At 44.7% G+C, this 25,438-nt stretch carries 27 protein-coding genes; 5 read left to right on the top strand and 22 right to left on the bottom strand.

What is annotated here, in order from left to right; translation table 11 throughout:
- Positions 1-11: 11 nt before the first annotated feature.
- From F0265_RS20330 to F0265_RS20290, 9 genes are all read right to left on the bottom strand, one after another.
- Positions 12-1,502, bottom strand: coding sequence for an ATPase, T2SS/T4P/T4SS family (locus tag F0265_RS20330; protein ID WP_064488653.1), 1,491 nt, complete (start codon positions 1,500-1,502; stop codon positions 12-14).
- Positions 1,503-1,528: 26 nt separating this feature from the next.
- Entirely contained in the window at positions 1,529-2,752 is a 1,224-nt protein-coding gene (locus F0265_RS20325) for an AAA family ATPase (protein WP_038513357.1), read from the bottom strand.
- A gap of 186 nt (positions 2,753-2,938) precedes the next feature.
- A complete protein-coding gene (locus F0265_RS20320) occupies positions 2,939-3,220 on the bottom strand; it encodes a hypothetical protein (protein WP_171750162.1) in 282 nt (93 codons plus the stop codon).
- A gap of 8 nt (positions 3,221-3,228) precedes the next feature.
- A complete protein-coding gene (locus F0265_RS20315; RefSeq protein ID WP_038513361.1) occupies positions 3,229-4,692 on the bottom strand; it encodes a type II and III secretion system protein family protein in 1,464 nt (487 codons plus the stop codon).
- An 8-nt stretch (positions 4,693-4,700) separates the two neighbouring features.
- A complete protein-coding gene (gene cpaB, locus F0265_RS20310; RefSeq protein ID WP_006959815.1) occupies positions 4,701-5,444 on the bottom strand; it encodes a Flp pilus assembly protein CpaB in 744 nt (247 codons plus the stop codon).
- Positions 5,441-6,787: an AAA family ATPase gene (locus F0265_RS20305; RefSeq protein ID WP_171750161.1), complete on the bottom strand. Its 1,347-nt coding sequence runs from the start codon at positions 6,785-6,787 to the stop codon at positions 5,441-5,443. Before F0265_RS20305 ends, cpaB begins: the two co-directional genes overlap by 4 nt.
- A 15-nt stretch (positions 6,788-6,802) precedes the next feature.
- Complete coding sequence (locus F0265_RS20300) at positions 6,803-7,324, bottom strand: A24 family peptidase (protein WP_171750160.1); 522 nt, start codon at positions 7,322-7,324, stop codon at positions 6,803-6,805.
- Between the two features lie 24 nt (positions 7,325-7,348).
- On the bottom strand, positions 7,349-7,498 hold the full coding sequence (locus F0265_RS20295) for a hypothetical protein (protein WP_171347956.1): 150 nt from the start codon (positions 7,496-7,498) through the stop codon (positions 7,349-7,351).
- A 102-nt stretch (positions 7,499-7,600) separates the two neighbouring features.
- On the bottom strand, positions 7,601-7,768 hold the full coding sequence (locus tag F0265_RS20290) for a fimbrial protein (RefSeq protein ID WP_064488659.1): 168 nt from the start codon (positions 7,766-7,768) through the stop codon (positions 7,601-7,603).
- A 484-nt stretch (positions 7,769-8,252) separates the two neighbouring features.
- On the opposite strand from F0265_RS20290, the gene F0265_RS20285 reads away from it, so the two are divergent.
- The 3 genes from F0265_RS20285 to F0265_RS20275 all read left to right on the top strand — a co-directional run bounded on the left by F0265_RS20285 (position 8,253) and on the right by F0265_RS20275 (position 11,823).
- On the top strand, positions 8,253-8,990 hold the full coding sequence (locus F0265_RS20285; RefSeq protein WP_171750159.1) for an AraC family transcriptional regulator: 738 nt from the start codon (positions 8,253-8,255) through the stop codon (positions 8,988-8,990).
- 136 nt (positions 8,991-9,126) lie between these two features.
- Positions 9,127-10,812: an AMP-binding protein gene (locus F0265_RS20280; protein WP_171750158.1), complete on the top strand. Its 1,686-nt coding sequence runs from the start codon at positions 9,127-9,129 to the stop codon at positions 10,810-10,812.
- Between the two features lie 102 nt (positions 10,813-10,914).
- The gene (locus tag F0265_RS20275; RefSeq protein WP_171750157.1) at positions 10,915-11,823 is read left to right on the top strand and encodes a LysR substrate-binding domain-containing protein; all 909 of its coding nucleotides are present in this window, start codon (positions 10,915-10,917) and stop codon (positions 11,821-11,823) included.
- Here F0265_RS20275 and F0265_RS20270 read toward each other — a convergent pair.
- On the bottom strand, positions 11,820-12,026 hold the full coding sequence (locus F0265_RS20270; RefSeq protein ID WP_171750156.1) for a DUF1127 domain-containing protein: 207 nt from the start codon (positions 12,024-12,026) through the stop codon (positions 11,820-11,822). The genes F0265_RS20275 and F0265_RS20270 overlap by 4 nt on opposite strands.
- Positions 12,027-12,124: 98 nt before the next feature.
- Here F0265_RS20270 and F0265_RS20265 point away from each other — a divergent pair, with 98 nt between their 5' ends.
- Positions 12,125-13,057, top strand: a complete 933-nt coding sequence (locus F0265_RS20265; protein WP_171750155.1) for a LysR substrate-binding domain-containing protein — start codon at positions 12,125-12,127, stop codon at positions 13,055-13,057.
- A gap of 84 nt (positions 13,058-13,141) precedes the next feature.
- On the opposite strand, the gene fusA is transcribed toward F0265_RS20265, so the two are convergent.
- The 12 genes from fusA to trmJ form a co-directional block, all read right to left on the bottom strand.
- Complete coding sequence (fusA, locus tag F0265_RS20260; RefSeq protein ID WP_019274079.1) at positions 13,142-15,229, bottom strand: elongation factor G; 2,088 nt, start codon at positions 15,227-15,229, stop codon at positions 13,142-13,144.
- Positions 15,230-15,456: 227 nt separating this feature from the next.
- The gene (ndk, locus tag F0265_RS20255; protein WP_006959823.1) at positions 15,457-15,885 is read right to left on the bottom strand and encodes a nucleoside-diphosphate kinase; all 429 of its coding nucleotides are present in this window, start codon (positions 15,883-15,885) and stop codon (positions 15,457-15,459) included.
- A 58-nt stretch (positions 15,886-15,943) separates the two neighbouring features.
- Positions 15,944-17,242 carry an aminopeptidase PepB gene (gene pepB, locus F0265_RS20250; protein WP_171750154.1) on the bottom strand — a complete coding sequence of 433 codons (1,299 nt, stop codon included), beginning with the start codon at positions 17,240-17,242 and terminating at the stop codon, positions 15,944-15,946.
- A 162-nt stretch (positions 17,243-17,404) separates the two neighbouring features.
- Complete coding sequence (iscX, locus tag F0265_RS20245; RefSeq protein WP_006959825.1) at positions 17,405-17,599, bottom strand: Fe-S cluster assembly protein IscX; 195 nt, start codon at positions 17,597-17,599, stop codon at positions 17,405-17,407.
- Between the two features lie 23 nt (positions 17,600-17,622).
- Positions 17,623-17,961: an ISC system 2Fe-2S type ferredoxin gene (gene fdx / locus F0265_RS20240; protein WP_006959826.1), complete on the bottom strand. Its 339-nt coding sequence runs from the start codon at positions 17,959-17,961 to the stop codon at positions 17,623-17,625.
- A gap of 13 nt (positions 17,962-17,974) precedes the next feature.
- Entirely contained in the window at positions 17,975-19,828 is a 1,854-nt protein-coding gene (gene hscA / locus F0265_RS20235; protein WP_171750153.1) for a Fe-S protein assembly chaperone HscA, read from the bottom strand.
- 19 nt (positions 19,829-19,847) lie between these two features.
- The gene (gene hscB / locus F0265_RS20230) at positions 19,848-20,363 is read right to left on the bottom strand and encodes a co-chaperone HscB (protein ID WP_021455722.1); all 516 of its coding nucleotides are present in this window, start codon (positions 20,361-20,363) and stop codon (positions 19,848-19,850) included.
- Between the two features lie 55 nt (positions 20,364-20,418).
- Entirely contained in the window at positions 20,419-20,742 is a 324-nt protein-coding gene (iscA, locus tag F0265_RS20225; RefSeq protein WP_006959829.1) for an iron-sulfur cluster assembly protein IscA, read from the bottom strand.
- A gap of 67 nt (positions 20,743-20,809) precedes the next feature.
- The gene (gene iscU, locus F0265_RS20220) at positions 20,810-21,193 is read right to left on the bottom strand and encodes a Fe-S cluster assembly scaffold IscU (RefSeq protein WP_004412993.1); all 384 of its coding nucleotides are present in this window, start codon (positions 21,191-21,193) and stop codon (positions 20,810-20,812) included.
- A gap of 51 nt (positions 21,194-21,244) precedes the next feature.
- Positions 21,245-22,459, bottom strand: coding sequence for an IscS subfamily cysteine desulfurase (locus tag F0265_RS20215; protein ID WP_019274075.1), 1,215 nt, complete (start codon positions 22,457-22,459; stop codon positions 21,245-21,247).
- A gap of 29 nt (positions 22,460-22,488) precedes the next feature.
- Complete coding sequence (gene iscR / locus F0265_RS20210) at positions 22,489-22,995, bottom strand: Fe-S cluster assembly transcriptional regulator IscR (protein ID WP_029235945.1); 507 nt, start codon at positions 22,993-22,995, stop codon at positions 22,489-22,491.
- Between the two features lie 118 nt (positions 22,996-23,113).
- Positions 23,114-23,839 (bottom strand): tRNA (cytosine(32)/uridine(32)-2'-O)-methyltransferase TrmJ, encoded by a 726-nt coding sequence (trmJ, locus tag F0265_RS20205; protein WP_171750152.1) that lies wholly within the window; start codon positions 23,837-23,839, stop codon positions 23,114-23,116.
- Between the two features lie 178 nt (positions 23,840-24,017).
- Here trmJ and suhB point away from each other — a divergent pair, with 178 nt between their 5' ends.
- On the top strand, positions 24,018-24,821 hold the full coding sequence (gene suhB / locus F0265_RS20200; protein WP_006959833.1) for an inositol-1-monophosphatase: 804 nt from the start codon (positions 24,018-24,020) through the stop codon (positions 24,819-24,821).
- The last annotated feature ends 617 nt before the right edge of the window (positions 24,822-25,438 follow it).

Below are 25,438 nucleotides of genomic sequence, written 5' to 3'. Positions count from 1 at the left end.
ATTCTTCTCCCTTAGGTATAAGACTCATTAAAGATATCGAAAGACAAATGCAGCCCTTTTTTCGATAACTGATCATGGCACTGAGGTACAACACCCGTTGCGGTGAAATAGCCGAGCACATTGCCATCTTCATCTAAGCCTTTACGGTGAAATTTAAAAATCTCCGACATGGTAATAATCTCACCTTCCATACCGTTGATTTCACAAATGCTGACCATACGACGCTTACCGTCTTCCTGACGCTCCATCTGTACAACCAAATGAATTGCCGAGGCGATCTGAGCCCGTAAGTTTTTAGCCGACATGTTCCAGCCTGCCATCGCAAACATATTCTCGACACGAGACAAAGCATCGCGTGGCGTATTGGCGTGAATCGTCGCTAAAGAACCGTCATGCCCGGTATTCATGGCCGCCAGCATATCGACAGCTTCAGCGCCACGGACCTCCCCCAGTACAATGCGATCAGGTCGCATCCGAAGGGAGTTTTTAACCAGATCGCGCTGCGTGATTTCCCCTTTACCTTCAAGGTTGGCAGGGCGAGTTTCAAGGCGAACAACATGAGGCTGCTGCAGCTGTAGCTCAGCGGAATCTTCGATGGTCACAATTCGGTCATCAGACGGAATAAAACCAGAGAAAATGTTTAATGTGGTGGTTTTTCCCGAGCCCGTACCACCCGAGATCAGTACATTGAGAGCGCCATTGACTGCGGCTTCAACAAACTTGGCCATTTCTGGAGACAAAGAATTGAAGCTTAATAGGTTTTCCATATTGAGCTTTTCAACGGCGAAACGACGGATTGACACCGAGGCACCATCGAGGGCTAAAGGGGGAATGATGGCGTTAACACGCGAACCATCCACCAATCGCGCATCCACCATAGGCGAAGCTTCATCAATACGACGCCCAACCTGACTCACAATGCGATCGATAATGTTACGTAAGTGACGCTCGTCGAGAAACGTATAAGGGGTCAGTTCTAACTTACCACGACGCTCAACAAACACTTTTTTCGGCCCATTGACCAGAATATCAGAGACGGTAGCGTCATTAAGGAGTGGCTCTAAAGGGCCTAAGCCAAAGACTTCATCTTCAATTTGCTGAATCACACGCTTACGACCTTCCGCACTTAATGCATGGGTCTGATCGTCCGCCATCAGTTGGACAATCGCGTCGTGCAGTTCTTTTCGCGCTCTGTCATTTTCCAAACTTGCCAAGAGTCCTAGGTCTAATGTTTCTAGAAGTCTTTGATGGTAATAATGCTTAACTGCCAACTCTTGCTCTAACTGCTTACGCGCTTCCTCAACAGCATGCTCTTTGGCTTCCGCTTCGAGCTTTTTTCTTTCTCGATAAGAATCAACAGGTTCATGAGACTGATGCAGCTCTAGCGAGACGCTTTCTTTTGGCTTTTCATCCACTACAGCTTGCTGTTGGCTTTCTTCGGCCTCAACTTCGGCGACCCTCTGCTGCAATTCTGGATTGATGTTTTTCCTTTTAAAGAACATGAAAGTTCCCTCTTAAAATATGCTCACTAAGAAAACAACTTTTTAAACCAACCTTTTTTCACTTCATTATCTGGCATCAAGGTCACCGCTAGCTTCCTTACCGACTTAGCAATCGCACTACCCTTTCGTGCCTGAATATAAGGGCGCCCTAAGTTGGCACTTTCAATCGCGACTTTGAATTCATTCGGTATGGTATGAATGGGGATATTGCCCACTGTGTCCTGAATATCCTTGAGCTTGATCGATTGACGCTTTTCGTAGCGATTAACGATCACTTCCATTTGCTCTTTGGATACGCCTAGTTCAAAGGTGAGTAACTTGAGAATTTGCGTCGTATTTTTAATCGCTACCAAATTTTGCTGTGTGATCATAAACACCTTAGTGGCCGGTGAAATCACAGAGGTAAATGTTCGATCGAGCCCGCGTGATAAGTCGACAATTACATACGGATACTGCTCTCTCAACACTGGAATCAGCTTATTCAGCTGGTTCGCTTTTTCGAAATTTTCATGGCTACTTTCGCGTTTAAAACCAATTACATGCAGACCCGATTCATGCTTAGTAACTAGGCTGCCTAGTGAGACGTCATCAAGGTCGGCTACATTGGCGATTGCATCAGCTAAACCATATGTACTGTGGATATTTAGATAGTCTTCAATGACGCCAAATTGCATGTCCAGATCGAGTAATAAGACATGCTCAGGGTTCTGTTTGGCAATGGTTATCGCGGTGTTCAAAGCAATCATGGAGGCACCCGCGCCACCTTTAGTATTCATAAACACCATCAGTTCGCCGAGATGACGGTTAGCGACTTTATCTTCGGCAACATTTTTCAGCAGAGGTACCAGTTCGTCGAGCACCGCTTTGTCGGAAATGAAATCAGCCGCTCCAATTCTCAGCGCTATTTTCAATGCACCGTTATCATTTTCATTACCAAAGACAATTAAGGAAGCTTCATGACCACTTTCGGCAGAATCAGGGGCTTCATACTGCTGAAGTTCGACAATTTTCTGCGCCCAATTCGGCCCAGTCTCAACGAAAATCAAATCAGGAGGAGAGAAGTGAGATAGATTACTCACAACTAAGCCATGGAATGAGATCATTTCAAAACTCACGCTCTGGCATTTAGACAATTCATGGCTAATGTGCAGGTGAAAAGCATCAGACGAGTAAAATACCCAAATTGTTAAATTGGTTTTCAATCTGATAGGACAATCTCCATTTGGTGTAAGCTTAACCGCTTCTCCCATACCCTTTCTCCTAGCAGCCCGCTAGATGAAGTATTAACATACTTCAAAGCATTCCAGTCTCTATAACCCTTCATATCTACTGGATTAACTTTGACTGCATTCTCTTTTATTAGTCTAATTGTAGAAAACAGCGTGACTTATGTCATAGTTTCCACCATAAGTTATCGAAGCTATTTCTCTAGGACACTATTTTTTCCCCGAGCCTTGGCCAAAATTCTCAATAACTTGGCTATCTGTGCCTGACAACTCAGAGTCCTGCTTACCAGTATAAATTTGATAAGCCCCTTCCATCCGCTCACCACTACCTGTCGGGATCACCTCAAGATTATCTCTGCTCGCATTCGGGTTATAAGTCTGCTCAGATGCTATTTTTGCAACATGCTCGCCGAGGCGGTCTGCATTGTTAACGCAACCTAGTAGCGTGAAAGGCAGGCATAAAATACAAATCTGTAAATATCGATAAACCATATTGCCTCCTATAAACTGTGTCCGAAGGTACCTTCAGTGCCACCTTTGGAATAATCCACCATGGGCGCACTACGCTCTGCTTTTGGTTTCGATGCATCAGCAGGTTCAAGATAGGCACCTCGACCAAGCAGATAGTATTCAAAATCATTTGGCTCAACGAACGAGTCTGTCGGCAACGTCACCCGGTTGCGATCAATAGGTTTAGCCAAGCGTGGAGTCACCAGGATCACCAACTCAGTCTCACCTGAGATATATTCCTGACTATTAAACATCTGCCCGAGAATTGGGATATCGCTGAAACCCGGCATTTCAGCAACAGAGTCCCTTACATTCTCACTCAACAAACCAGCTATCCCAATAGTCTGCCCATCCGCTAGCTCCAGTGTCGACGATGCGCTACGACGTGTAATCGGGGGGATGACATAGGTGGCGTTCGTACCACCAGGGGCAAGGGTTAATGTGGCTGAATTGGCGATTTCACTCACGTCCACCGCAAGATTAAGGTTGATTTTCTGATCGGTGAGTATCGTAGGAATGAATTTTAAACCCACTCCGTACTCTTTGTATTCGATCGTAATGCCGTCCTCATCAGGTACAGGGATAGGAAATTCCCCACCAGCTAAAAATTCAGCTTTCGCACCACTCAGCGCTGTAAGATTAGGTTCCGCAAGAACTTTGGCCGTGCCGTTCTGCTTGGCAATATCCAAGGCAAACGTAAAGAAGGTATTGCTGTCTATCAATGTTCCTAGCAACCCCGTATTTTCAATAGTCGGTGCATTAAAAATCGGTGCGACAACATTGTTCACATCGTCAATGGATCCCCCTGCTGACGTGCCCCCCCAATTGAAGTCCCCACTTGACTGAAAGAAATGAAAATTAGAGTCAAATTTTCTGACTAACGTACGCTGCACTTCCGCAACCGTAACTTCCAACATCACCTGTTGTGCGCCACCAATAGTAAGCAGATTGATGACCCCTGTTTTTGAAACTTGCTCACTTAGAGATTCCGTTTCTTTGTCGACTTCTTGACCAGCGGCATAAGTTTCTGCCACTCTTAAAGCAATGTTCATCGCCGATTGAGAGCTGACTAGGCCACTGAGTATCAGTCTATTTTGCGCGCTGTGCACACCAATTTCTTCATCGGGAAGGAATTCGAATAGCTTGGCTTTTAAACTGTTGAGGTCATGAGTCACTTCGATATTGATGGACTCAATTAATCGGCCTCGACTATCCCAAGCCATCAGGTTAGTCGAACCCAATTTTTTACCGATCAAGAAGACTTCATTGGATTTAAGCATCACAATATCCAACACTTCTGGATCACCAAGTGATACCCGTTTTGCTTTTCCAACTAAAGTGACATGGGTCGATTTATGATGAGGGACTTTAACCACTTTGCTCGACTGAGTTGCAGCGTGTGATTGGAACGAACTCAGCACTAATATAATCATTAGAGTAATTATGTTTTTCATAGCTCACCTCAATCCTTGACTCGGATATTGCTAGACTGTGTGCCTTTAATGATGGTGACACTTGGCGCTACATAGCGTTTGACCGCTTTTTCTTCTTCATGAGGATTTCTCAGCGTCAGCTGAATTTCCCCTTTACTGCGTGCCGTGAGTAATTTTTCCGCTTGTCTTGGTGTAACTTCCAGCGTCACTGCTCGCACGATGATGGGTTTGTTGTCTTTGGTTCGAGCAGTTTGATCTACTGCAAGCACCTTAATGTCTTTCAAAACGGTCGACGTCGACGCTGATGTTTCGCTGTATTTTACAGTGCTTAAAATGTCGACCTTATTGCCCGGAAGAAGAAACCCTGCCACACCAATGACGTCATTAACCCTGATCGTCACAGCTCGTTTATTTTCAGGAATTAATGCAGCCAGAGTAGAGCCTTCACCAGGCACGGTAAGACGATTTTGATTAATGATTTCGCCGGGAAAAATACTGGTTGCAACAACCTGACCAATTAATTCTTCTGAGCTAGTGAACTGAAACTCATCACGCCAATCTTTCTCTAACAGCTTACTCGTCAGATGCTGCTCACCAATAACACTCCCAGCAGGGATTTCCTGAGCAGCGACGACAACTGGTTCTCTCTCTACCACTTCTACTTCGGTTTGTGGCTGAAGTTGTCTGTCCATCCACTGCTTAGCAAAAAATACTGCCCCTAAGCCAAACGCGATAGACAGCAAAAAAAGCAAAATAACTTGATTTCGACTCATCGAGCGCCTCCTCCTTTACCATCAGCAGTAAAATAGACTTCCCAGGCGCGATTTATGATTTCAGGGGAGATAACGGGGTCAATTTCTTCAAATACAATGATATCTCGGCTGATCCCTACGATGTCTTTGGGTAAACAGGGATAAAAGCCCACGTGGTGCTGACGGTGTAATTCAAACAAAGTGTCAAAACATCCCTCAGCGAGGGACAAATCTTTCGAACGGGAAATGATGTCCCAGAGCTCTCGGTACTCATGCTCTAGAAGTGGTCCGAATTGAATTTTGTAGCCTAACCGGCGCAAAAAAGCGGGGTCACTGATCTTTTCAGGATCGAGATTCGTAGAAAAGGCAAGTGTTAGAATAAATGGAATGGAAATTTGTTGGCCATTAGGCAAATTGAGGTAATCGTAAAAATACTCCATCGGTACAATCCAACGATTGAGTAGAGTATCGACAGGCATGGGTTGTCGCCCCAAATCGTCAATGATGAAGATGCCATTGTTGGCCATCATTTGTAGCGGAGCTAACCATACTTTGTTGTGTTCACTGTGATTGACTTCAAGCATGTCCATGGTGAGCTCACCACCAACCTGAATACTAGGACGTTCACACAGCGCCCACCGGCGATCGAAGTGCTCTTTAAACGAAATGGAGTGTATTTCTTCACTCCGCACTCGCTTATGATGCTGGGGTGAAAAAACTTTGATGATGTTGCCTGCCGCGAAAACAGAATATGGCACGTAAATCGACGTATTAAGTGAATTAAGGATCTTGGTTGCAACAAAGGTCTTCCCTGAACCTGCGCTGCCATACAAAAGTAATGCCCTGCCCGAGTTAATCGCAGGCCCAAGCACACCCACCATTCGTTGAGCACCAAGAACATCTGACAATGCGTATTCGACATCGGCCCGGTTCACCATTTGTGCTCGAACGTCTTGCGCTTCGACCATTTGGCTGTATTGACGGAGTGATACCGGTACAGGCCCTAAGTAGGCATCTTTTACAAATGCAATGTCTGCTTCTTGAATCCCAGACTCTGATAAACCATAACGAACATGACCGCTAGATTGGGCTGTGAAGCTCGCTGGCGTCGCCTGAAAAACTTCGACTAACGACTTAGCTCTGAGTCCGGCAATAATGTCTTCGATTAAATGGCTGTTGATACACAGTAATTTGGTGAGTTGTAAGATGTCTGATTTAGGGTAGGCGGCCAAGTGTTTTACGACTAGATTTTCCACCACAGCTTGGGGCACACCCAGATCGTCAAAGGTGGTTGGAACAGGAGGCTCTTTAGCTTGTGGAGTGAGCTCGGTCCTGTGTCGAACTTGAGTTGTCGCCTGAACCATAATGACTCCTTGTCATCAATTCAGAAAATAAAAATAAATCGCAATTCCAATTACAACTACGGGGGCAAATGGCATTTGATAGTGGTCACTCATTTTCTGTTTAGGTGGCCCAAGCATTTTGGTTCCCGAAGCGCCATACAAAGCAAATAGCGAATATTTTGAAAAAAGTACTTTGGCTTTTTCAGGGGATTCAGCTAAACGCAATAGTGCGAAAAATATACCAACAACAACACTGGAAACTGCAATCCAAAACACCGCTTGTGTTATATGTTCTGGCCCTAGCCAAAACCCGACAACACCCAAAAGTTTTACATCACCTGGTGCCATTACCTTTAAAAAGTAAAGAATCAGTGCACAAATAAAGCAAGTAATACCAGTACCAACCGACCATAATAAAAGTGGATAATCTTGAATAATAAAGAGTTTATTTATTAAATCTAAAAACAAAATTATTAATAACAAAGTATTAGGAATTCGATGCTCTTTTGCGTCTGAGACGGCTACAGCAAACAAGACTATCCAAATAAATAAGTTCATTTAACCGTCCCTTGCGTATAAGTTTTAGCTAAATATAGTCGCAAACTCCGCAGATAAAATACCTCTGATGGCAATAAATAATCCTGCAAACCCAGCGACAATCAAGCCAGCTCCCACTACATACTCTACGACTGTAAGCCCCTCTTCATCATGAAAAAATTCAACAACACTCATCACCCCCCCCTCCTCACAAACGCACAAAGGACCCATGATATACATCATGGGCCTGTACATTTGTTTCTCAGTCATGGCTAAGACATACACGACTGTGATTTATTAAGAACCAAATACGCCTGTTAGCTGAGTTTCTAACGTACTACTAAAGGTTGTAAATATCCCAGTGAGACCAGCAACTATTAGCCCTGCACCAACAACATACTCAACAACAGTCAACCCTTCTTCATCCTTAAGAAATGCTTTGATATTAACTAGTACTTTATTCATGACCTGTCTCCTTTCTAAAAGTACACCAAGCTGTCACGCTTAAAGTTAATTTAGGTTTCACAGGAAATAAGAGTTAGGATTTTTTTAACTATCTTTTGCACTTTTTTGCCATATTTAATTCATCAATTAGCGAATTATTAAAAGAAAAACATCGATGATGTTTTTCTTTAGAATAAATACTCATGATGTTTTAATTAACCATATTCAGCACAATATATTGTTTTTGTTTACTTATTTTATATTGAATATCTAATAGTTTATTATCGGGCGCCTTTGTTTAACCAAGTCTCATTTTTGAAACTTGACAAAACCTCCATAGCACAAAAATAAGATCTTCATCATATTTATAAGCAACTATAATTACAATTAAATCAATATGAGTATTGCTAACACTAGTGAATTGTATCGTTCTGGTTGAGTTCGACTACCACTCACCTACCATTACTAGTGATAGTGAGGATAGTAAGACAGGAAACAGCGCATAGTGGATGTTTTACATAAAGGATACTGGCTAGGCCAATCAATAAGTTACGTCACCAAGGACGTCGTTCGAGATTTAGAAAGGCGTTTCCTCCTTCTCGATTACGGCTATGATGTTTCGGTGCTAAGCGAAAATGACATCCACTTCTGCTTCTTCTTTTATGAAGAAAATTTCCATTCGCTTTTTCTTACCGCAGCTAAGCTATGTCAAAACCTCAATAAACACTTAGTTGTCATCTATAAAGACCAACTCAATCATGATGTGGAAGAACTCGATGTCGTTTTCTCCACATTCAACCTCAATCAAGGCGAGATGAAGTCTTGGGCCGAAAAACTCAGCAACCAAGTGTATTACCAGTTCAATCAACATCAGGAAATTCTTGAGATACACAAAATATCAGCGATTGTTGAACAAAAACACATCAGCAAAGATCTGGTCGAAATCCTAAGATACATAGATAAAAATTTATCTAGAACCATCAGAGAAGAAGATATTGCTGAGTATTGCCATTACTCTGTTACATACTTCTCAAAATTCTTCCATAAATCGATTGGAGTCAGTTTCAGAGACTACCTCACCCTTAAAAGAATTAGTCTTGCTAAACAGTTACTTAGTGACAAGAGGAAAGAGAAGATCTCATTCATTGCATTTCAATGTGGCTACAACGATGTGTCTTACTTCTCACGCATTTTTAAGAAGAAAACGGGCCTGAGCCCTGCTATTTATCGCCAACTTCATTAATTTTCACATCACGGTCACAAGTTCCTGTTTAACTTAGCCGCTAACGCTTCCCTCTTTTTCTCGCCACGTGCTAAAGTTAACAAGCTGTTAACAATAAAAAATAATCATAACTTTGCCAATAACATGGAGTTAGAAAATGATTCAGCCTAACGAGTTAAGCAAAACAACTTGTGCTCTCCCACCACCAAACGAAATGATCCTTCGCTGGGCAGAGGAACGCCCAAATGAAGTGTATCTAAAACAGATTATTAACCGTCAATTCGTCGAGTTCACCTATGCAGAGGTCGCTGACAAAGCGCTCAAGCTAGTGTCTGCTTTACAAGAACTGGGGCTACAACCTCGTGATAAAGTCGCTCTGGTCTCGAAAAACTGTGCCGAATGGTTTATTTGCGACTTGGCGATGATGCTTGGCGATTTTGTCAGCGTCCCTATCTTCCCTACTGCGGGGGCTGACACGATTGAGTACTGCGTCACTCATAGTGAAAGTAAAGCACTCATTGGTGGTAAGCTTGATGATCCAGCCGCCACTCAGCAAGTGCTGGATGCGATGCCAAATCTAATCAGCATTTCACTTCCATACGATACAGCACCAAAATGCCAACACAGCTTTAATGACTTAATCGCTAAATCTCAGCCGAGCACTGCTCGTCCTGAACACTACGATGATAAGTTAATGTCACTGGTCTACACCTCGGGGACATCCGGCCTACCAAAAGGCGCTATGCTCACCTATGGTGCATTTAGCTGGTCAGTGCAGCAACTGATCGATCATATCGGCATTCAGGAAAATGACCGTCTGTTCTCTTATTTACCGCTTGCACACATCACTGAGCGCGTTTATATCTTTGGTTCTTCCATCATGGGCGGAGTCCCGACCGCATTCCCTGAATCCCTTGATACTTTCATCGAAGATGTAAAAATGCACCGCCCAACGCTGTTTATCTCGGTGCCGCGTCTATGGACCTTGTTTCAACAGCGTATTCAGGACAAACTTCCGCAGAAGAAGCTCAATATTCTACTCAAGATTCCTTTTGTTAACTCGCTGATCAAGAAGAAGCTCGCTGATGGTCTTGGACTGGATCAGGCTCGCGTTCTGGGTTGTGGTTCTGCCCCCGTCTCCCCAGCTTTGCTTAATTGGTATCATAGTGTTGGCCTCAACATCACCGAAGCTTGGGGAATGACCGAGTCATTCGCTTACAGTACTCTCAACTATCCATTCAGAGCGGACAAAATTGGCTCAGTCGGTAATGCGGGCCCAGGGATCGAGCTTAAGATCGCGGAAGATGAAGAGATCATGGTACGCGGCAATGGTCTGTTCTCTGGTTACTACAAAAATGATATTGCTACTCAAGAATCGTTTGATTCAGAAGGCTGGCTACACACTGGCGATATCGGCTTTATCGACGCAGATGGTTACTTAACCATCCAAGGGCGTAAAAAGGACACTTTCAAAACAGCCAAAGGTAAATTTGTTGCGCCTGTGCCAATTGAGAAAAAGCTATTCGAATACAGCCGTGTAGAGATGATGTGTTTGATCGGCCTAGGTCTCCCAGCTCCTATTCTATTGGTGGTTCCTCATGATTTTCCTAACTTCGATCGTGCGAGATACGAAAAGACCACGAAGAAGGTAGTGGAGAGAATGAACGCAGAGCTCGAGTCCCATGAGCAGATCAAAGGGGTTCTGATGATCAAAGACCCTTGGAGTATTGAAAATGGCATCCTCACTCCAACTTTGAAAATCAAACGTCATGTCCTTGAGCAAAAATACCACGACGTGGGTCATAACTGGCCGAAGGGACAACTCGTCGTCTGGGAAGACTAAAAATACGGATAGTAAAAGGAGAGCGAAAGCTCTCCTTTTTGCTTTTTTGTTAATAGAGATTATGATGCTTAGCCATAAGAGAGCGCAACACAGGGAATTATTATGGATGCAAGGTTGCATCATCTGCCGGGCCTACGTTATTTCGAAGTAGCCGCTAGACTGAATAGCTACAGCCGCGCAGCCGAAGAGCTGTTTATCAGTCAAGCTGCGGTTAGCCAAAAAATACGCCAATTGGAAGATGGGCTGGGCTGTAAACTCTTTGTCCGTGACGGACGAGAAATGCGCTTGACGGAACAAGGTAAAATCCTCTTCAAGCATATCTCCCACGGCTTTGAGCATATCATTACAGGGTTAAACCAGATCCAAAGTGAGCCAATCGAAGGTCTGTTGTGCGTTAATTCGACGCCTTCCTTTGCGTCCAGATGGTTGCTACCTAGGTTGTGGAAGTTTTCCACTCAGCATCCGAATATCCCAATTCGTATTCTCACCAGTTGTGATGCACCAAATTTAAAGCAAGGTGATGCGGACCTCGCTATCTGGCAAGGCGAACAACTCGACATAGAAAGCAATAAATCCTTCCACAAAGAGTTTTTATTCGAAGAAACGATTTATCCGTTTTGTTCTCCTCACCTCGCTAAATCCATCAATTTAAGAAAACCATCTCAGCTTCAAGCATGCTGGCTAATTCACTATGAATCAGGAGGCTATCCATGGGAGTCATGGTTCGCCCAAGCAGGGGTAAGCATGAGCCAAAACTCCGTTCGTTGGATGGAAGTCAGTACCTTTGACCATGCGATGAAAGCAGTGATGTCTGGCCATGGAGCCTGTCTTGCTTCTGACTCTCTCGCCAGTGATTACGTTGAACGAGGCCTGTTAGTCAAACCTTTTGATATTGGCATGACACCGGGTATCCAGTTCAACCTTTTCTATAGTGAAGATTCTCCGCGTAAAAAACGTATCCAAGCGTTTGTTAACTGGCTACAGAGTGAAATCAGTGAGCAACAGAGCTAGTCATCCCAAAATGGCCGGCGAGATTCACGTGCCGCCTCTTCATGCTCAACACCAATGTCACGTAGCATGTGCCCAGAGAGGTGATTGAGCTGGCGTCGAGTACGGTAATTTCGTCGCCATCTTTTGATTTTAGTTAAGAATTTCTGTCTTAAAGAAAGACGATCATCAATTGAGCACGTTGGAGATTTAGCAGTAGTTTCCATAACTTCACCTTGCCTTTATTAAGATTCGACTTAATAATCGGACAATATCGCATCACTCTCAAACGATGGTATTTGACCTTTGGTTAAGGAAAACTTAAGTGAAAGATCGCCTCCCTCCTTTACAAGGACTGTATTACTTTTATACAGCGGCACAGTTAGGCAGCTTTAAGAAAGCCGCTGAACACCTGTTTGTAACTGCCGCTGCAATCAGCCAACAAATACGCCAGCTGGAAGAGTTTCTAGGCGTGGATCTCTTTGTGCGCCAGCACCGAAAAGTTCAACTGACAGCGGAAGGTGAAATCCTTTATCAGCAAGCTCGGAAAGGCTTTGAACACATTCAGGATGGTGTTCGACAAATCAATTCGGACCCTAACCCAAACTTATTGTCTATTTCGACACTGCCTTCTTTTGCCCAACACTGGCTTGTGCCGAGAATCGGCCATTTCAGAGCACTTCACCCAGAACAAGAACTCATGATCGAACCCACCAGCGAACTAGTGGAGTTTCAACGATCTAATCTTGATCTGTGTATTCGTTATGGTCCGGGAAATTATCCCAATCTAACATCCAAGCTCATGCTTGAAGAACTGCTCTACCCTGTATGTCACCCAATCTACCAAGAACGGCATGGTATTTATGATCTTAGTGACTTAACGGGCGCTGATCTGATCGAAGATTACTGGCGAGATCTCGATTGGGGGATATGGCTACAAAACGTTGGTCATAAGACCTCGAAACCGACGTTAAAATACAACGGTTCACATTTTGTTCTGGAAGGAGCACTGGCCGTTCAAGGGGTGGCTTTAGCCAAACATACCTTGGCTCAGAGATACATTGAAGAAGGCAAATTAGTCCGCATAGGGAATCTCGCTCAGAGAACAGACTACAACTATTTCCTTTGTGCCCCTAGCGCCTATTTTAAGCGTGAGAAAATCCGTCAGTTCTGTGACTGGATTTTCAGCCAAGTCGAAGAATGTCAGAAAGAGCACCCTAGCGACTTGGAGATCATTGATACTCGCAGCCCTAGGTGAGAGAACTAAAAAGGAGCCCCAATAAAGAAAGCCCCTGAAGCTTTCACTTCAGGGGCTTTAAAGCTATCTAGCTAACGTAAAGAATTACTTCTTCTCGTTACGCTCTTTAACTTCTGCGATTACTTGCTCAGCAACGTTTGCTGGACATGGTGCGTATTGACCGAACTCCATAGAGAACTGACCACGACCAGAAGTGATAGTACGTAGGTGACCGATGTAACCAAACATTTCTGATAGAGGAACGTCAGCTTTAATACGAACGCCTGTAGTACCAGCTTGTTGGTCTTTGATCATACCACGACGACGGTTAAGGTCACCGATTACGTCACCAACGTTGTCTTCTGGAGTGAATACGTCAACGTTCATGATTGGCTCAAGAAGTTGTGCACCCGCTTTAGGCATAGACTGACGGAATGCGCCTTTAGCAGCGATTTCGTAAGCGATAGCTGAAGAGTCAACTGCGTGGAAACCACCGTCGAATAGTTCAACTTCTACGTCTAGAGTTGGGAAGCCAGCTAGAACACCAGTTTCCATCATAGATGCGAAACCTTTCTCAACTGCAGGCCAGAATTCTTTAGGTACGTTACCACCAACAACTGTTGAAGAGAACGTGAAGCCAGAGTTTGGCTCACCTGGGCGGATGCGGTAGTCGATCTTACCGAACTGACCAGAACCACCAGACTGCTTCTTGTGCGTGTAGCTATCTTCAACTGCTTGAGTGATAGTTTCACGGTAAGCTACCTGTGGAGCACCTACTTCTAGCTCAACGCCGTAAGTACGCTTAAGGATGTCTACCTTGATGTCTAGGTGAAGTTCACCCATACCTTTCAGGATAGTTTCGCCAGACTCTTCGTCAGTCTCAACCTGGAATGATGGATCTTCTGCAACCATCTTACCGATAGCGATACCCATCTTCTCTGAACCGCCTTTGTCTTTTGGCGTTACAGCAATAGAGATTACTGGTTCTGGGAAGATCATAGCTTCAAGAGTACATTCGTGCTTAGGATCACATAGAGTGTGACCAGTTTGAACGTTCTTCATACCAACGATAGCGATGATGTCACCAGCTTGCGCTTCAGTAAGTTCGTTACGCTCATCAGCTTGCATCTCACACATACGACCGATACGCTCAGTCTTGCCAGTTGCTGAGTTAAGGATAGTGTCACCCTTCTTCAGACGGCCAGAGTAGATACGTACGAACGTTAGAGCACCAAAACGGTCATCCATGATCTTGAATGCTAGCGCTTTTAGAGGCTCATCTGGAGATACAGTAGCAACTTCGCCAGTTGGCTCACCAGTTTCTGGATCTGTTAGAGGCTGAGGATCAACTTCTGCTGGAGCTGGTAGGTAATCTACAACAGCGTCAAGGATAAGTTGCATACCTTTGTTCTTGAACGCAGAACCACAGAAAGTTGGGAAGAACGCTAGGTCACGAGTACCTTTACGGATACAAGCTTTTAGTTGCTCGATAGATGGCTCTTCGCCTTCCATGTAAGCTTCCATTAGGTCGTCGTCTTGCTCTACAGCAGTTTCAACTAGCTCTTCACGGTACTGTTCTACATCATCAACCATGTCAGCAGGGATGTCTTGAACTTCGTAGTTCTCTGGTAGACCAGTTTCGTCCCAAACGTAAGCTTTACGGTTTAGTACGTCTACAACACCAACGAAATCGTCTTCACGACCGATTGGCAGAGTCATTACTAGTGGGTTTGCACCAAGAACGTTCTTAACCTGGTCAACAACGTTGAAGAAGTCTGCACCCATACGGTCTAGTTTGTTTACGAAGATCAGACGAGCAACTTCTGAATCGTTCGCGTAGCGCCAGTTAGTTTCTGACTGAGGCTCAACACCACCAGAACCACAGAATACACCGATACCACCGTCAAGAACTTTAAGTGAACGGTATACTTCTACTGTAAAGTCAACGTGTCCCGGAGTATCGATAACGTTTAGGCGGTGGCCATTCCACTCACAAGTTACGGCAGCAGACTGGATTGTGATACCACGCTCAGCTTCCTGCTCCATGAAGTCAGTTGTAGACTCACCGTCGTGTACTTCACCAGTTTTGTGGATTTTACCAGTAAGCTTTAGAATACGCTCAGTGGTGGTAGTTTTACCCGCATCAACGTGCGCGAAAATACCAATGTTTCTGTACTTTGATAAATCTGCCATTGTCTTACTCTGTTTATAAGGTATAAATTGCGCGCAGAGTATATCACAATCTGTCAAGACTGATAGCTTTGCGTGCATATGTGAATAAAAAAAACTTTTCTCACCAATACTAGCAGTAAATGGTGAGCTTTCTTGGTCAATTCAACCCGCGTACCTAACCTTCTTTAGAACAAAAAGTGCTGCGTATATAACCTTACGCAGCACCTCAGGTTAGGGCTAGATTTCAATTAGGTGCGTGGGCAAATCTCTGCCTGTGGGAAAAAGAACTCAATCTCACGAGCCGCTGATTCAGGGCTGTCTGAACCATGTACTGAATTGTGGCGCATGCTCAATGCGTAATCTGCGCGAATCGTACCACATGCCGCTTCTTCAGGGTTGGTTTTACCCATTAGCTCACGGTAACGCGAAATAGCATCTTCACCTTCAAGTACCTGAACCATGATAGGTCCAGAAGTCATGAATTCTTTCAGAGCAGGGAAGAAAGGCTTGCCTTCATGCTCTGCATAGAAACCACTCGCCTGCTCTTCAGTTAACTGCACCATTTTCGCAGCGATAATCTGAAGGCCCGCTTTTTCAATACGGTGATAGATTTCACCAATCAGATTACGTTCTACTGCATCGGGCTTGATGATAGAAAAAGTTCTTTCTAGAGCCATAGGGTATCCTTTTATTTTCTTTGTTTTGTTTCAAGAGGTCGTTAAAGACCTCTTAGAATCATTTGTTTGCTTGCTGAATCAGCAAACCAGCTAGGGTACGCACACCAACGCCAGTTGCGCCTGCAGCCCATTTATCCGTTGCTGATTTACGGTACGTGGCAGCACAGTCGAAATGCAACCACCCTTTTTTGTAGTCTTCAACAAAGTAAGACAAGAAAGCAGCTGCAGTGCTGGCACCTGGAGAATAATCACCACTGCTGATGTTAGATAGGTCAGCAAAGTTCGATGGCAACATACCACGGTGGAAATCTGCCAACGGTAAAGGCCATAGACCTTCTTTCTCTTCTTTTGCTGTGGATAGCGCCTGCTGAGAAAGCTCTTCGTCAAAACTCATCAATGCGTGGTAGTCATTGCCCAGTGCGTTTTTCGCAGCGCCAGTCAGCGTGGCACAGTCAATGATCAGTTCAGGGTTTTGCTCACTGGCATAAAGTAAGCCATCAGCTAGAACTAGGCGGCCTTCCGCGTCGGTATTCAAAATCTCGACCGTTTTACCGTTCTTATAGGTAATTACATCACCTAGCTTCAGCGCTCGGCCTGAAATCATGTTTTCAGCACAACAAAGAATCAGTTTCACACGTTTGTTCAGGCCACGCATAATGGCCAGACCTAAACCACCAGTGATGGTACCTGAACCGCCCATATCGGCTTTCATCGCTGCCATAAAGCCTGAAGGTTTGATGCTGTAACCTCCAGAATCAAACGTGATGCCCTTACCTACAAGACATGCCCAAACCGGTGCGTTTTCATCACCTGTTGGATTGTAATCAAGTTGCAGCATCGCTGAAGTGCGCTCAGAACCACGTCCTACCGCAAAAATCCCTTCCCAGCCTTCAGCTAGCAGGTCTTTATCTTTCACAATGCGGGCTTTTACTGTACCTTCTGGAGCAACCGACTTGATAAACTCAGCGGCCATTGTCGCCAGTTGTCGAGGCGCAACTTCTTCCGCCGGTTTGTTAATAATGTCGCGGGTAAATTCAGTCGCTTTAATGCGTGCTTCTAGCTCAGCCTGAGCAGCTTCAACTAACTCTGGTAACGCTAAAGTGTTTTTCTTTTTAGGTCCACGGTAACCTTGGTGGAATGCCCAAACACTTTCTAAATCCCAGCCTGCACCTTCAAGAGAAACAGACGCGACACCTTGAGAATCCAGCTTACGAGCCGCACGCTGAACCGCGCCAAGATCATGGCCTTCACCAAGGTGAATCGTTGCGCTGCTTTCAGAAAATGAAAGAATGGCTTTTTCACCCCAATGCGGAGCGGCGGCTTCTTGGCTCAAAAATACTGACATCTGTGTAGACATGGTTTCTCCTTGTCTTTTAATTAGCGCTGTCTACGCCATTTAGCTTAACGTTCGGATGTTAGCATTTTGTAGGGTTAAAATGTCAATTTGATAAAAAAACGGGCACTAAGGCCCGTTATTTTTAGTAAAATTTGTTAACTAGAAAGACTTTTCCGGTCAGTTCTAATCCATTTCATCCATCCAGCACAGAATCACGGCCTCAAGAATTTTTTCATTCGAACGGTTAGGTTCGTCTTCAAAATCTTCCAGCTCTAGAATCCACTGATGAAGATCGGTGAAACGTACTGTCTTTGGATCCACTTCCGGGAATTTGTCACAAAGCTCAATCGCGATGTCTCGTGAGTCTGTCCATTTCATGATTACACTTCCTATATGAGAGATTAGTGATCTTCTGACGCGTGATTCAATGTGTACTTAGGAATCTCAACCACCAAGTCTTCGTCCGTAACTTTAGCCTGACAACCCAATCGTGATTCAGGCTCTAAGCCCCATGCTTTATCCAGCATGTCGTCTTCCAACTCGTCACTCTCTTCCAAAGAGTCAAAGCCTTCACGAACCACAATGTGACAGGTAGTACACGCACATGACTTTTCACACGCATGCTCGATACCGATACCATTTTTCAACGCCACATCCAGTACAGTTTCACCAGTATCTGCTTCTAGTACCGCACCTTCTGGGCATAAATCTTCGTGTGGTAATACTATAATCTTAGGCATAACTTCTTATCTCTTAAATATCATCTACCGATTGACCTGACAGTGCAGCTCGAATCGATTTATCCATACGGCGCGAAGCAAAATCCTGGCTCGCTTTATCAGTGTCTTTGATTCCCTGTTCAATGGCATCCGCACTGTCGCCATTGCGCAGTTCGATCAATGATTCAATCGATTTAATCAGGGCCTCTCTTTCCGCTTCAGACAGTAAGTCATCACCGTCTGCTTGCATTGCAGCAAGTAATCCTTCAATGACACGATCAGCTTCCACTCGCTGCTCAGCCAGTGCACGAGCCATCATGTCGTCTTTCGCATACGTCATTGAGTCACGCAGCATATTTGCCACTTCGTCGTCGCTCAAGCCATAAGACGGTTTAACTTGTATTTCGGACTGAACACCGGTGCTCTTTTCCATTGCTGTGACCGAAAGAAGGCCATCGGCATCAACTTGGTAAGTCACGCGAATATGAGCAGCACCAGCGGCCATTGGAGGAATGCCTTTCAATGAGAAACGCGCCAACGAACGGCAGTCATCGACCATTTCACGCTCGCCTTGAACAACGTGAACACTCATTGCAGTCTGACCATCTTTAAATGTGGTAAATTCTTGCGCTCGAGCAACCGGTATCGTGGTATTGCGTGGAACAATTTTCTCGACCAATCCACCCATGGTTTCAATACCTAGAGACAGTGGAATCACATCAAGAAGTAACATTTCAGAGTCTGGCTTATTACCAGCGAGAATGTCAGCCTGAATGCCCGCACCAATCGCTACCACTTCATCAGGGTTAATGCTTGTTAGTGGCGTACGGCCAAAAAAGTCACCGACCATTTCACGTACCAGCAGTGTACGAGTCGAACCACCGACCATCACCACTTCAAGCACGTCATCCGTATCTACTTCGGCATCTTTTAGTGCGCGGCGACAAGACATCAGCGTCTTTTTCACCAGTGGACGAATTAAAGATTCAAACTCTTCACGGGATACAGAGCCAGTCCAACCAAGCACCTCAACGTCGACATTATCTTGTTGTGAAAATGCAATTTTGGTCTCTGTGGCGACATTTAACACAATGCGATTCTGCTCCGCGGTTAGATCCGTTTGGATCCCTGCTTTTTCAATCAGGAACTCGGCTAGAAGATGATCAAAGTCATCTCCGCCTAATGCCGAATCACCACCAGTCGCCAGAACTTCGAAGACACCTTTAGATAATCGAAGAATAGAGATGTCAAACGTACCACCACCGAGATCGTAAACTGCGATAGTGCCTTCTTGGCCTGAGTCTAGACCGTAAGCAATCGCTGCCGCAGTCGGCTCGTTTAATAGGCGCAGAACATGAAGACCAGCCAGTTTAGCCGCATCTTTTGTACCTGCACGCTGAGCATCATCAAAATACGCAGGCACAGTAATCACCACACCAGCCAGTTCTCCGCCCAGTGTTTGTTCGGCGCGCTTACCCAACGATTTGAGAATTTCTGCTGAAACTTCAATCGGGTTTTTGTCACCAGCTGCTGTTTGAAGTACCGGCAAACCATTATCGCTCGCTTTAAATTGATAAGGTAGATTTGGGTAACGAGTCTGAATGTCACTCAATGAACGACCAATTAGTCGTTTCACTGAAATAATGGTGTTTTGCGGATCAGTTTCCGCCAGTGCTTTAGCTTCATAACCTACTTCAGGTTGTTCACCAGCATAATTGACTATCGATGGCAAGATACTGCGTCCTTGATCGTCTTTCAATGTCGCTGCATCTCCGCTGCGAACAGAAGCTACCAATGAGTTCGTTGTACCGAGATCGATACCAGCTGCCAGTTTATGCTCATGGGGTGCAGAGCTTTGACCCGGTTCTGCAATTTGAAGTAGTGCCATGGTTGGTCCTTATCTTTAACTAGCCGAGGAGTTTCTCTTCCACTAGCTCGATTTCATTTTTTAATTTGGCGATGAATTTGAGTTTACGTACACGCTCAGCCGCTTGTTGCCAGAGGCCATCATTCAGTTCCTGCTCTACCGATTTCAGGTGCTGCTTGTACATTTTGCTCACCTTGCTGTCAAAATCGAATAGTGCGTCTTCTGGATCTGAACTAGATGGAATGTCCTCAAGTTCTTCACGTAATTCCATCTGTTCCATTAGGAACATAGGATCGCTCATGGTTTGCTGTTCACCACGAATATCAACGCCGTTTTCTGCCAGCATATACTCAGCACGAGACAGAGGTTTTTTTAAGACTTGATAAGCATCGTTGATTTCCGAAGCTTTCTGAACCGCCATAAGACGGTCTCGCTCCGAAGCGCTGGCAAAGTTATCTGGATGGAAGCGTTTTTGAAGTTCACGGAATTGTGAAGAAAGAAGGCTACCATCCAGCTGAAACTGACTTGGTAGCCCAAATAATTCAAAGTAATTCATGGAGAATTCGGTCCTTGGTAATCTACCTGCAAGCGATGCCTGCAGGCGCTATCAATTATACGTTGAAGCTTTCACCACAACCACATTCACTTTTAGCATTTGGGTTGTTGAATTCAAAACCCTCATTCAACCCTTCTTTAACGTAGTCAAGCTCAGTGCCATCTAAATACGCAAGGCTCTTTTGGTCAATAATGACCTTGACGCCTGAATGCTCGAATACTGAGTCTTCTTCGTTAAGCTCGTCAACAAACTCAAGAACATAAGCCATTCCAGAACAGCCTGTCGTTTTCACACCCAAACGCAAACCGATCCCTTTACCTCGGTTTTCAAGGAATGTTCTAACGCGACTTGCCGCGGTTTCTGTCATTGTGATGGCCATACTGCACCTTAGTTTATTGATTGGCGAACGGAATGGGAGCTTTAGGCTCCCATTATATACAGATTACTTATTCTTGGTGTTTTTTCTTGTAGTCAGCAACAGCTGCTTTGATTGCATCTTCAGCAAGAATTGAGCAGTGTACCTTCACTGGAGGCAACTCAAGTTCTTCAGCAATCTCTGCATTCTTGATTGCCGCTGCTTCATCAATACTCTTACCTTTTACCCACTCAGTAACCAGTGAGCTCGATGCGATCGCACTACCACAACCGTAAGTTTTGAACTTCGCATCTTCAATAATCCCTTCCGGTGTTACTTTGATTTGAAGCTTCATTACGTCACCACAAGCCGGCGCGCCAACCATGCCGCTGCCTACCGCTGGGTCTTCTTTATCGAACGAACCAACGTTACGTGGGTTCTCGTAGTGATCAATTACTTTTTCGCTATATGCCATGATTATTTACCTCGAATCCTCTATTACTATCCTTGGAGCGTTAGCCAGTGATTAGTGGTGAGCCCACTCAACTGTGCTTAAATCCACTCCCTCTTTATACATATCCCATAGAGGAGACATGTCGCGCAGCTTAGTAACCGCTACGCGGATTTGTTCAATTGCGTAATCTACTTCTTCTTCAGATGTAAAACGACCGAATGAGAATCGAACAGAGCTGTGTGCCAGTTCATCGTCCAAACCTAACGCACGAAGAACATACGAAGGCTCAAGACTTGCAGAAGTACAAGCACTACCAGAAGAAACCGCAAGATCTTTAAGAGACATCAGCAATGATTCACCTTCTACGAAAGCGAAGCTAATATTTAGGTTATGCGGTACACGCTGTTCAAATGAACCGTTTACTGTGACAGCTTCAAGATCCTTAACACCATCAAATAGACGATTACGTAATGCCATCGCATGATCGTAGTCTTTTTGCATGTCTTCTTTAGCAATACGGAATGCTTCACCCATACCAACAATCTGGTGAGTAGCTAGTGTACCTGAACGGAAACCACGCTCATGACCGCCACCGTGCATTTGCGCTTCTAGGCGGATACGTGGCTTACGACGAACATATAGTGCACCGATACCTTTAGGGCCATAAACTTTATGCGCAGACAGTGAGATAAGGTCTACTTTCATTTCCTTCACATCGATTGGTAACTTACCTGCAGACTGTGCGGCATCAACGTGGAAAACGACTTTGCGTTCACGGCAAAGTTCACCAATAGAAGAGATATCCTGAATCACGCCAATTTCGTTGTTCACGTGCATGATCGAAACCAACACGGTATCTTCACGCATTGCCGCTTCAAGCTTCTTGAGATCAATCAAACCGTTAGATTCTGGCTCAAGGTAAGTTACCTCAAAACCTTCACGCTCTAGTTGGCGACATGGGTCAAGAACCGCTTTGTGCTCAGTTTTACACGTAATAACGTGTTTACCTTTCTTAGAATAGAAATGAGCTGCGCCTTTGATAGCTAGGTTATCTGATTCTGTCGCGCCAGAAGTGAAGACGATTTCGCGAGGGTCGGCATTCAGTAGATCAGCAATTTGCTCACGAGCAGTATCAACTGCTTCTTCTGCCTGCCAACCATATCGATGTGAACGCGATGCTGGGTTGCCAAACGTACCGTCCATTGTCATGTACTGGACCATTTTTTCAGCTACACGAGGGTCTACAGGACAAGTCGCTGAGTAATCTAGATAAATAGGCAGTTTCATTCTCTACTCCAATGTAACAGGCAAACCGCTTAAGAGCGGACATTTACACCGATGGGCGCGGTGTTAGAATTCTTGTTAGAAAACCCATGTTTAACCGTAAGATCAAGATCTTGTCGGTCTGAAATTTCTAGGACTTCGTTATCCGTCATCAACTCACCGAGAGTGATATTGTTCAAGAAGTCACTGATGCGAGAGCTCAAATCACGCCAAAGTGTATGCGTCAAACAACGCGTCCCACCCTGACAATCGCCTTTACCATTGCACTTTGTTGCGTCAACGGATTCATCTACAGCCGCAATCACTGTCCCGATAGCGATAGTATTAGCATCAGCTCCCAGACGGTAACCACCACCTGGTCCACGAACGCTGGCAACTAACCCTGCTTTACGTAACTTTGAAAACAATTGTTCCAAGTAAGAAAGCGAAATGCCTTGGCGTTCAGAGATATCCGCCAAAGGTACTGGGTTTTGTTGTGAGTGCAGAGCCACATCTAACATGGCTGTAACTGCGTATCTTCCTTTAGATGTAAGTCTCATATAACACCATATCCACATCGTTTATGTGGTATGAAGTTTTTCATACTTGAGTAAATTGGTCAAGTATTTAATTGACTGTTTTACTCAGGTATTTAACCATGCTGTCTTCATGGTTAATTTATTGATTAATTTTTTTCTCAATTGAGGTCAAGACACCACGCAGTATATTCAGCTCTTGCGCTTCCGGCCTAGCTCTATTGAATAGTCGACGCAGCTTGTTCATTACTTTTCCAGGCTGCTCGTCGCTAATAAATTGGGTCGCAGTCGCCACTTTTTCAAGGTGCGAAAAGAACATTTCCAACTCTTTATGTCTTGGATATTCTACAACTTCATTAGGCTGATATTGGCTCTGCTGCTTTTCTAAGTAAGCCATGCGAACTTCGTAGCTAAGTGTCTGGACAGCCATTGCCAAGTTAAGAGAGCTATACTCTGGGTTAGCAGGAATGCAAACATGATAGTGGCAAGTCTGAAGCTCTCCGTTTGTTAAGCCGGTACGCTCACGGCCAAACACCAACGCGACCTGAGATGTTGCTCCTTGCTCAACAAACTTCTTACCACATTCACGGGGCTCTAGCATTGGCCATTCTAAAGTACGTGAACGCGCACTTGAGCCAACCACAAGGCTACAGTCAGCCACTGCATCATTTAGCGTGTTGACGACCAATGCAGCCTGGACAATGTCTGCTGCGCCAGCAGCAAGTGCTATTGCCTGTTCATCTATCTCACACTGTGGGTCAACAAGTACTAAGTTAGTTAGCCCCATGACCTTCATTGCTCGTGCAGCCGAGCCAATATTTCCTGAGTGAGAGGTTCCAACAAGTACAACTTTGACATTGTTTAGCATTGGTGTTTTCCAAGACGTAATTTCGAACTGCGCGATATTACCATATACCTGAGTAAAATGGTCAGACCCTTTGCTGGAATAAAACCAAAAGTTCAAAAAATAACCACTTCCATTTCGGTGTTTATCTGATATACTGCCGCCCGTTTTTCTGTTCTTTAACATCCGTTGGGAAATTAGTATGCATCCAATGCTTAATATTGCTATTCGTGCTGCACGAAAAGCAGGCAACCATATTGCTAAATCTTTAGAAAATGCTGAGAAGATTGAATCGACTCAAAAAGGCGTCAATGACTTCGTTACTAACGTAGACAAAGAAGCAGAAGCTATCATCATCGATACGATCAAAGCCTCTTACCCTGATCACACTGTAATTGGTGAAGAGTCAGGCCTTCTTCAAGGTAAAGATGACGAAGTACAATGGATCATCGACCCACTGGATGGCACTACAAACTTTGTAAAAGGTTTGCCTCATTTCTCTGTGTCTATTGCTGTACGCATCAAAGGCAAAACAGAAGTCGCTTGTGTATACGACCCAATGCTAAATGAGCTTTTCACCGCTCAACGAGGTTCTGGCGCACAGCTTAATAATGCTCGTATTCGCGTCAAGCAGGTAAAAGACCTACAAGGTACCGTTTTAGCAACGGGCTTCCCATTCAAGCAAAAACAGCATTCAGAGTCTTACTTTAAGATCATGTCAGCACTATTCGTTGATTGTTCTGACTTCCGTCGTACTGGCTCTGCTGCTCTAGACCTATGCTACCTTGCTGCAAGCCGTGTAGATGGTTTCTTTGAGCTTGGTCTTAAACCATGGGATATTGCTGCAGGTGAGCTAATTGCTCGTGAAGCAGGTGCTATTGTTACTGACTTTGCTGGCGGTACAGACTACGTAAAATCAGGTAATGTTGTAGCTTCAAGTGCTCGCGGTGTAAAAGGTATCCTTAAGCACATTCGTGAGAATGGCAATGAAGCATTACTAAAATAATATTAAGCTCCGTCGCAGCTGAATCATCAAGCCCGCTCTATTGAGCGGGCTTTTTTGTTTCCAATAGCGAACCCACTGAGGTTCGCTTTCAGTGCATCAAACCCGGCTGCTCTCTGGTTATACCGAACTCTTTCAAACACAGTTGAGTCAGCATGTTTTACAACAAGATATGAACGCTACGGGGGCTTGAGAGCAGGTTAGCAGCATTAAGAAGTCTACACGGAAACAGCCAATACTTAGCTATTAGTGATAACTTGAATCCCGACTATAAGGCCAGTCTTTATAAACGTATTTGAGTAAAGAGTTGTCCTAAAGAGCATCCGATAAGAGAGGAAAGCTCAATGCTCTTGAACTTGGAAGACTGACACCCTATCCAATGCTGCCTTTCATAAGAAGCACCTAGTTTGATCTTTGAAGATGGTGGATTATCTCTTTCGCATTTACAACAACTGGCCCGCCCTGTTGGTAACGATGACGCCCACCGTTCTGTCAATTGAAACTATGATGATCTGAGAAATGAAAAAGGCTCTAGTCTTTCGACTAGAGCCTTGAAGATGGCAGGGGTGGAGAGATTCGAACTCCCAACACGCGGATTTGGAATCCGCTGCTCTGCCAAT

The sequence above is a fragment of the Vibrio sp. RE88 genome (assembly GCF_013113835.1).
Taxonomy (GTDB): domain Bacteria; phylum Pseudomonadota; class Gammaproteobacteria; order Enterobacterales; family Vibrionaceae; genus Vibrio.
This window is presented reverse-complemented; position numbering and strand designations above follow the sequence as displayed.

Coding starts and splice junctions, on each gene's coding strand:
- iscX (WP_006959825.1), bottom strand. CDS start 17,599: ATGAAATGGACAGACTCACGAGACATCGCGATTGAGCTTTGTGACAAA.
- fusA (WP_019274079.1), bottom strand. CDS start 15,229: ATGGCAGATTTATCAAAGTACAGAAACATTGGTATTTTCGCGCACGTT.
- trmJ (WP_171750152.1), bottom strand. CDS start 23,839: ATGCTAAACAATGTCAAAGTTGTACTTGTTGGAACCTCTCACTCAGGA.
- F0265_RS20330 (WP_064488653.1), bottom strand. CDS start 1,502: ATGTTCTTTAAAAGGAAAAACATCAATCCAGAATTGCAGCAGAGGGTC.
- F0265_RS20300 (WP_171750160.1), bottom strand. CDS start 7,324: ATGAACTTATTTATTTGGATAGTCTTGTTTGCTGTAGCCGTCTCAGAC.
- F0265_RS20280 (WP_171750158.1), top strand. CDS start 9,127: ATGATTCAGCCTAACGAGTTAAGCAAAACAACTTGTGCTCTCCCACCA.
- iscA (WP_006959829.1), bottom strand. CDS start 20,742: ATGGCCATCACAATGACAGAAACCGCGGCAAGTCGCGTTAGAACATTC.
- F0265_RS20305 (WP_171750161.1), bottom strand. CDS start 6,787: ATGGTTCAGGCGACAACTCAAGTTCGACACAGGACCGAGCTCACTCCA.
- F0265_RS20320 (WP_171750162.1), bottom strand. CDS start 3,220: ATGGTTTATCGATATTTACAGATTTGTATTTTATGCCTGCCTTTCACG.
- fdx (WP_006959826.1), bottom strand. CDS start 17,961: ATGCCTAAGATTATAGTATTACCACACGAAGATTTATGCCCAGAAGGT.
- ndk (WP_006959823.1), bottom strand. CDS start 15,885: ATGGCTCTAGAAAGAACTTTTTCTATCATCAAGCCCGATGCAGTAGAA.
- hscA (WP_171750153.1), bottom strand. CDS start 19,828: ATGGCACTACTTCAAATTGCAGAACCGGGTCAAAGCTCTGCACCCCAT.
- iscR (WP_029235945.1), bottom strand. CDS start 22,995: ATGAGACTTACATCTAAAGGAAGATACGCAGTTACAGCCATGTTAGAT.
- suhB (WP_006959833.1), top strand. CDS start 24,018: ATGCATCCAATGCTTAATATTGCTATTCGTGCTGCACGAAAAGCAGGC.
- F0265_RS20315 (WP_038513361.1), bottom strand. CDS start 4,692: ATGAAAAACATAATTACTCTAATGATTATATTAGTGCTGAGTTCGTTC.
- F0265_RS20325 (WP_038513357.1), bottom strand. CDS start 2,752: ATGGGAGAAGCGGTTAAGCTTACACCAAATGGAGATTGTCCTATCAGA.
- iscU (WP_004412993.1), bottom strand. CDS start 21,193: ATGGCATATAGCGAAAAAGTAATTGATCACTACGAGAACCCACGTAAC.
- F0265_RS20215 (WP_019274075.1), bottom strand. CDS start 22,459: ATGAAACTGCCTATTTATCTAGATTACTCAGCGACTTGTCCTGTAGAC.
- F0265_RS20275 (WP_171750157.1), top strand. CDS start 10,915: ATGGATGCAAGGTTGCATCATCTGCCGGGCCTACGTTATTTCGAAGTA.
- F0265_RS20290 (WP_064488659.1), bottom strand. CDS start 7,768: ATGAATAAAGTACTAGTTAATATCAAAGCATTTCTTAAGGATGAAGAA.
- cpaB (WP_006959815.1), bottom strand. CDS start 5,444: ATGAGTCGAAATCAAGTTATTTTGCTTTTTTTGCTGTCTATCGCGTTT.
- pepB (WP_171750154.1), bottom strand. CDS start 17,242: ATGTCTACACAGATGTCAGTATTTTTGAGCCAAGAAGCCGCCGCTCCG.
- hscB (WP_021455722.1), bottom strand. CDS start 20,363: ATGAATTACTTTGAATTATTTGGGCTACCAAGTCAGTTTCAGCTGGAT.
- F0265_RS20270 (WP_171750156.1), bottom strand. CDS start 12,026: ATGGAAACTACTGCTAAATCTCCAACGTGCTCAATTGATGATCGTCTT.
- F0265_RS20295 (WP_171347956.1), bottom strand. CDS start 7,498: ATGAGTGTTGTTGAATTTTTTCATGATGAAGAGGGGCTTACAGTCGTA.